The sequence below is a fragment of the Methylobacterium terricola genome, from assembly GCF_006151805.1.
Classification (GTDB): Bacteria; Pseudomonadota; Alphaproteobacteria; order Rhizobiales; family Beijerinckiaceae; genus Methylobacterium; species Methylobacterium terricola.
The window spans coordinates 25,965-32,721 of record NZ_VDDA01000042.1; the positions used below are offsets into that span (position 1 = coordinate 25,965).

Consider the following 6,757-nt stretch of genomic DNA (forward strand, 5'->3'; position numbering starts at 1 on the left):
ATGGCGACGTTCCTCGGGGTGAACCTGCTGCCGGCTTCCGGCGAGTGGGTCTACGACACCGTTCCCCACCGCGGCCTGCACGCGGGCGAGAGCACGTTCGTCGCGCTCAACCTCAACGCGGCTCCGGCCGGCACGCGGACCGACTACAGCGTCTCGCTCGACCAGCTGCAGGCGCAGTACCCGCTCTGCAAGACCGTCAACCTGATCGTGGCGTGGTTCGGCTCCTCCACCGACGTCGCGACGTGCCAGATCTATCCTTCGACCACCTTCATCGGCGGCCAGTTCCAGGCGCTCGTCTCCGGCAGCTGGCAGGCCGATCCGTGGCGCTGCTCGGGGCTGACGCAGGCTTCGCCCGGGCTGATCCCGATCTCGATCAGCGGCGGCACCGCCACCTACGGCGGCACGCCGTCCGACCAAGCGGTGGTGCGCTGCATCCGTGACCTCAAGGCCCGCGGCCTGCGCGTCGTGTTCTACCCGTTCCTGCTGATGGACTGCGCCGGCTATCCCTGGCGGGGCCGCATCGGGTGGAGTGGGGCCGACAAGTCGGCCGCGGCGGCGAGCGCCGTGAGCGCCTTCCTGGGCTCAGCCGCGCCGTCGCAGTTCACCCGGGACGCGACCAACCTCACGGTCTCCTACGCGGGCTCGCCCACCGACTTCACATTCCGGCGCATGATCCTGCACTACGCCCATCTCTGCGTGGTGGCGGGCGGCGTCGACCTCTTCCTCGTCGGCTCCGAGCTGCGCGGCCTCGAGGCGATCCGCGGCCCGGGCTGGACCAAGGCCGGCACGACGGGATCGGACGGGCGCGCGACCTGGGACTATCCCTTCGTCGCCGGCCTCGCCCAGCTCGCCGCCGACGTGCGCGGGATCTTCGACAGCGCCGGGCTCTCCCGGGACACGGCCGCCCTGAAGAACCTCGTCAGCTATGCGGCCGACTGGTCCGTGTGGATGGGGTACCAGCACCCGGGCGAGGCCGGTCAGTGGCCCCACCTCGACCAACTCTACGCCGCCTCCGCCGTCGACCTCGTGGCGATCGACAACTACCTGCCGCTCTCCGACTGGACCACTGGCAGCGGCGGCCTCGACGCGGCCAACTGGAGCGCCCCGGCCCCGGCCACTTGGCCGCCCAGCGCCGCCGCCATGAACGGGCTCGGGCTGTCCGGACCGCCGATGCTCGCCTCGCTCGCCTACCTGAAGGCCAACATCGAGGGCGGCGAGAAGTACGCTTGGTTCTACAACGACTCGACCAACCTCGGCGCCGGCCCCGATCCGCTCGGCTCTGGACTGACCGTCTCCCGCCCGAGCGGCGATCGAGCGGCCCAGATCCGCAAGCCCTACGCGGCCGGCCAGCAACTGCTCGCACCCAAGATGCTGCGCTGGTGGTGGAACAACGCTCACCAGGCCGTCTACGACACCGGCGACGGCCAGGGCTGGGTACCGCGCGGCGCGCCCTCGAAATGGGTGCCCCAATCGAAGTCCATCACCTTCACCGAGTACGGCTTCCCGACCTGCGACCGCTGCACCAACCAGCCCAACGTCTTCTACGACCCCAAGTCCACCGAGAGCTTCACCCCCTACTGGTCGGCCTGGGATCCCGCGGAAGGCGACCGGCTCGCGCCCCGGCGCGACGACACCCTGGCGGCCCTCGGCCTGCAGGCGGTCTACGAATACTGGGTGGTCGACGGCAAGAACGCCGCCTCGCCGGCCGGCCTCAAGATGGTCGAGCCGGCCTTCATGGCGGCCTGGAACTGGGACGCGAGGCCGTTCCCGACTTTCCCGCTCCTCGGCTCGGTGTGGGGCGACGCCGCCAACTGGCGGGTCGGCAACTGGCTGACCGGCAAGGGACCGGCCCTGCCGCCGCCCGCCGCCGACGCGCCGCCCACTCCCGGCGGACCGTATCCGAGCTTCCCTACCCTGGCGGGCCGGGGGTGGTCGACCCGCTATCGGCCGACCTTCACGACGGCGGTGGCGGGACACGTCTCGGGCCGCGAGAGCCGCGCCACGCGCCGCAGCCAGCCCACATGGGAGATTGAGATGACCTTCGACGTGCTGCGCATGGACGTTGTCGCCGACCTGCAGACGCTCGTCGGCTTCTTCGGCCGCATGCGCGGGCGGGCGCTGCCGTTCACCGTGCCGGTGCCGACCTATCTCGGTCTCGGGTCATCGCTGCTCTGCCGCTTCGCCGAGGACGTGATCGCGCCCGAGCAGTTCATGGCGCGGCTGTGGGAGCTGCGCTCGCTCAAGCTCGTCAGCGTGCCGGCCTGATGCCCGCGGCCTTCCCGAGCCTGCCGGGCGTCGCGTGGCCGGTGACCAAGCGGCCGATCACCGCGACCCGGATGGAGGCGCACCCGTCGGGCCGGGAGGTGCGCAGTCCGCTCTACCCGGCCGCGCTCTACGAGTTCACGCTGCCGGTGGAGGGCCTGACGCCGGACGGTTCGTTCCCGGGCCTCGGTACCGCGAGCCTGCAGGCGCTGCTCGGCCTCTACGTCCAATGCCGCGGGACCTGGGGGACGTTCCTCTTCACCGACCCCACCGACGGCGCCGTCACCAACCAGGCGCTCGGCGCTGGCGACGGCGCGACGACCGCGTTCCCGTTCGTGCGCACCCTGGGCGGGCTCACCGAAACGGTGGGATGGGTGACCACCGTTACCCAGGTGACGGTGGCGGGCGCCGCGCAGGCCGGCGGCTGGAGCCTGACCGCTCCCAACGTCCTCGCGTTCGCGACGGCGCCCGCTGCCGGCGCGGTGATCGCGGCCGACTTCGCCTACGCCTTCCTGTGCCGGTTTGTGGACGAGGGCGTGGACTTCGAGCACCTGATGCGGGGCCTGTGGCAGGTGAAGAGCCTGCGCTTCCGGAGCACCGCCCCGTGAGGGCCGCTTCGTCGGCGCTGGTCGCCCACCTCACGGCCCTGCGGGCGCAGCGCGATGTCGCGCTCCTCTACGCCGACTGCTACGCGATCACCCTGCGCTCGGGCATGGTGATCGCGGTCACCAACGCCGATGTCGCGGTGCCGCTCGACGGGTTCGTCTACCTCGCCAACTCGCTCATGGTCGACGGCCTGCGATTCCGCTGCTCGGTCGGTCTCGAGGTCGACCAGCAGCAGGTCACGCTCTCGGCCCGGCCAACCGACCTGATCGGCGGCGTGCCGGCGATGGTGGCGATCCGCAACGGCGTCCTCGACGGGGCGCGGATCCGGCGGGAGCGGGCCTTCCTGACCGACTGGACCTTGCCGCCGGTCGGTGCCGTGCTGCTGTTCCAGGGCCGCGTCTCGACGGTGGACGCGGTCGGGCGCACCTCCGCGCGGATCACGGTCGCCTCGGACCTCGTGCTGCTCGACGTCGACATGCCGCGCAACGTCTGGCAGCCGACCTGCAACCACGTCCTGTTCGATTCCGGCTGCGGCCTGCCCAAGGAAGCGTTCGGGAGCGCCGGGGCGGTGGGGGCCGGCGCCACCCCGACGCGGATCCCGTGGACGGGCGCCTCGCCGGCCTACGCCCAGGGCACGCTCACGGTCACCGGTGGCGCCAATGCCGGCGCCACCGCCACCATCAAGGCGGCGGACGCCACCGGTCTGACCCTGGCCTATCCGCTTCCGATCGCGCCTGCCGCCAGCGACACCTTCATGGCCTACCAGGGCTGCGACCACACACTGGCGACCTGCCGGGCGAAGTTCGCCAACGCGGCCCGGTTCCGCGGCTTCCCCTTCGTGCCCACCCCCGAAACCGCCTTCGGATGACCGCAGCCCTGAGCGAGATCCAGACGCGCGCCCATGTCGTCGCGCAGGCGCGACGCTGGATCGGCACCCCCTATCACCCGGGCGCCGACGTGCACGGGATCGGCGTCGATTGCGGCATGCTGCTGGTGCGGGTCTTCGTCGATACCGGCCTCCTCCCGCCCTTCGACCCGCGTCCCTACCCGCAGGACTGGCACCTCCACCGCGACGACGAGCGCTACCTCGGGTTCCTGCTGGGGCGCACCCGCGAGGTCTCGGGCCCCGAGCCCGGCGACATCGTGATGTTCCGGCAAGGCCGGACCTACGCCCACGGCGGCATTGTCACCGCCACCGACCCGCTCGTCCTCGTGCATGCCTTCTCGCCAGCGCAGGCGGTGATCGAGGAGCCGTTGAGCCGCAACGGGATGCTGGCACAGCGCCAGCGGGCACCCCGGTTCTTCAGCGTCTGGGGGGCACCATGAGCCTGTTCGGGGGCAAGAAACGGCGGACGACCGTCACGCCGGACTACACCGGCCTCCAGATCCACACCGCCTCGAGCGTGCTGCCGGTCGCGATCGTCTATGGCACCAACCGCGCCGCCCCGAACCTGATCTGGCACGACGGCTTCCAGACCCACGCCCAACTGCAGAAGACGAGGGGCGACAAGGGCAGTGCCAAGAAGACCACGGTCGCCGGCTACACCTACTCGACCTGGCTGATGCTCGGCGTCAGCGAAGGGCCGATCCGGGGTATCGGCACGATCTGGAACGGGCAGGCCAGCGCCGCCTATCCGGCCTACGGCCTGAGCCTCGTCGCCGGCACGACGCCGCAGGAGCCCTGGGCACCGGCCACGGTCCGTTATCCCGACGCGGCCCTGGCTTATCCGGGCACCGCCTACGCCGCCTCGTCCGATTTCGACCTCGGCTCATCGGCCGGCATCTCGCAGCTCGCCTTCGAGGTGAGAGGGCGGCTCGTCGGCAGCCCATCGAGCGCCGACGACGCCGACCCGGCCGCCATGCTGGTCGACTTCCTGACCAATGCGCAGTACGGCGTCGGCTTCCCGGCCGCCTCCCTCGATGCCCGCACGATCCTGGGGAGTTCGGGCGATGGATCCTACCAGACGTCCTGCGCGGCGCTGGGCCTCGCCCTCAGCCCGGTCCTCGCCGACCAGGAGACCGCCAGCAGCATCCTGACCCGCTGGCTCCTCCTCACCAACGCAGCCCCGGTCTGGTCAGGGGGCTTGCTGAAGATCGTCCCCTACGGCGACCTGCCAGTCACGGGTGGAACGGTGGCCGGCGGCACGGTCACGTTCCTGCCGAACGTCGCACCGGTCTACGACCTCACCGACGACGATTTCCTGCACGCCGAGGACGAGGATCCCGTCCGCCTCACCCGCAGCGACCCGCACGGCATCCCCAACCTCCAGCGGATCGAGTGCTCCGACCGCGGCCACGCCTACGCCGCCGCCACCGTCGAGGCGCGCGATCAGGCAGCGATCGAGCGCTTCGGCCTCAAGGCGGGCGCGAGCGTCACGGCCCGGGAGATCTGCGCGCTGCCGGTTGCAGGTCTCGTGGCGCAGCTCCTGCTCCAGCGCGCGCTCTACATCCGCAACACCTACGCGTTCCGGTTGTCCTGGGAGTACTGCCTCCTCGAGCCGATGGACATCGTCACACTGACCGATCCGGGCCTGGGGCTCGTCCGCACGCCGGTGCGCATCCGCGAGATCGAGGAGGACGAGGCGGGCCTGCTGACGATCGTGGCGGAGGAGTTCCCGGGCGGCGTCGCGACTGCTTCCCGCTACCCGGTCGCCGGTTCCACCGGCCGCAGCATCAACCGCGATGTCGCCGCCGCACCGGTCAACCCGCCGGTGGTCTTCGAGCCGCCGCCGGGACTCACCGGCGGCGAGGCGCAGGTCTGGGTCGCGGCCTCGGGCGGGAGCGGCGGGGTGGCCGACCCCAACTGGGGGGGCGCCGTGGTATGGATCTCGCGCGACGGTACGAGCTACGCCGAGATCGGCACCATCACGGCGCCGGCCCGCCACGGCGTCCTGACCGCCGCCCTGCCGGCTCCGGCGACGATCAACCCGGACACCGGCTCGACGCTGGCAGTGGATCTCGCCCGATCGGCAGGCGTCCTCAACGGCGGGAGCCTCGCCGACGCGCAAGCAGCCGTCACCCTGGCGCTGGTGGACCGTGAACTCCTCGCCTACGTGGGCGCGACGCTCACGGGCCCGAACGCCTACGCGCTGACGACCCTGATGCGCGGGCTGTATGGCTCCGCGCCTGCCGCTCACGGGGCCGGCGCGTCGTTCGCCAGGCTCGACGAGGCCGTGTTCCGCTACGCCCTGCCGGCGGCCTATCTGGGCGTGCCGATCAGCTTCAAGCTGCAGTCGTTCAACGTGTTCGGCGAAGGGGTGCAGGACCTCGCCACCTGCGTGGCCTACACCTACACGCCCGTTGGCTCGGGCCGGATGGGGCCGGTGGCGGAGGCCCTGGCGGTGGGCAATCCCGTCGACCTCGGAATCGCCTCTCAGACGGCGGCACAGGCCGACGATTTCGGCCTCGCCTCCGACCCATACCCCTTCTTCATCGATCTCGGGCTCGCCTCCTCATGAGCATCCGGCTGCAGTTCCTGCGGGAAACGTGGGCCTTCCTGCGCACCTTCACCGGCCGCGCCGGCGAGATCGCGATCGATAGCACCAACAATCGCATCGTCGTGCATGACGGAACCACCCCTGGCGGCTTCCCGACCGTGACTGCGGCGGATCTCGAGACGCTCCAGAACGTCAGCCTATTTGGTTTCGGCACCACCGCCGACGCCACCAACCCGTTCGCCGCCAAGCTGAACAAGGCGCTCTGGACCGCGCTCGCCACCAGCGAGGGCGGGACCGGGGATCTGCGCTACACCCTGAACAAGGAAGCCGCCGGCAACGTGCTGTCGCTGCTGTTCCAGTCCGGGTTCTCCGGCCGGGCCGAACTCGGGCTCACCGGCGACGACGACGTGCGCCTGAAGGTCTCGGCCGACGGGAGCACCTGGCGCGAGGCC

6 protein-coding genes are annotated in these 6,757 nt (G+C 71.2%); all 6 read left to right on the plus strand.

The genetic code is table 11. The features are described 5' to 3' along the window. Positions 1-2,265 carry a baseplate megatron protein TIM-barrel domain-containing protein gene (locus tag FF100_RS33660; protein WP_139040375.1) on the plus strand — a complete coding sequence of 755 codons (2,265 nt, stop codon included), beginning with the start codon at positions 1-3 and terminating at the stop codon, positions 2,263-2,265. Continuing rightward, the gene (locus FF100_RS33665; RefSeq protein WP_139040376.1) at positions 2,265-2,870 is read left to right on the plus strand and encodes a DUF2460 domain-containing protein; all 606 of its coding nucleotides are present in this window, start codon (positions 2,265-2,267) and stop codon (positions 2,868-2,870) included. Before FF100_RS33660 ends, FF100_RS33665 begins: the two co-directional genes overlap by 1 nt. Next, positions 2,867-3,736: a DUF2163 domain-containing protein gene (locus FF100_RS33670; protein ID WP_139040377.1), complete on the plus strand. Its 870-nt coding sequence runs from the start codon at positions 2,867-2,869 to the stop codon at positions 3,734-3,736. The genes FF100_RS33665 and FF100_RS33670 overlap by 4 nt, the downstream gene beginning before the upstream one ends. Then, positions 3,733-4,194 (plus strand): C40 family peptidase, encoded by a 462-nt coding sequence (locus FF100_RS33675; RefSeq protein WP_139040378.1) that lies wholly within the window; start codon positions 3,733-3,735, stop codon positions 4,192-4,194. Before FF100_RS33670 ends, FF100_RS33675 begins: the two co-directional genes overlap by 4 nt. Further along, positions 4,191-6,326 carry a phage tail protein gene (locus tag FF100_RS33680; RefSeq protein ID WP_139040379.1) on the plus strand — a complete coding sequence of 712 codons (2,136 nt, stop codon included), beginning with the start codon at positions 4,191-4,193 and terminating at the stop codon, positions 6,324-6,326. The genes FF100_RS33675 and FF100_RS33680 overlap by 4 nt, the downstream gene beginning before the upstream one ends. Continuing rightward, positions 6,323-6,757 (plus strand): hyaluronate lyase N-terminal domain-containing protein (locus FF100_RS37435; protein ID WP_484206915.1); only part of this gene is annotated, 435 nt, incomplete at its 3' end. The genes FF100_RS33680 and FF100_RS37435, both read left to right, overlap by 4 nt.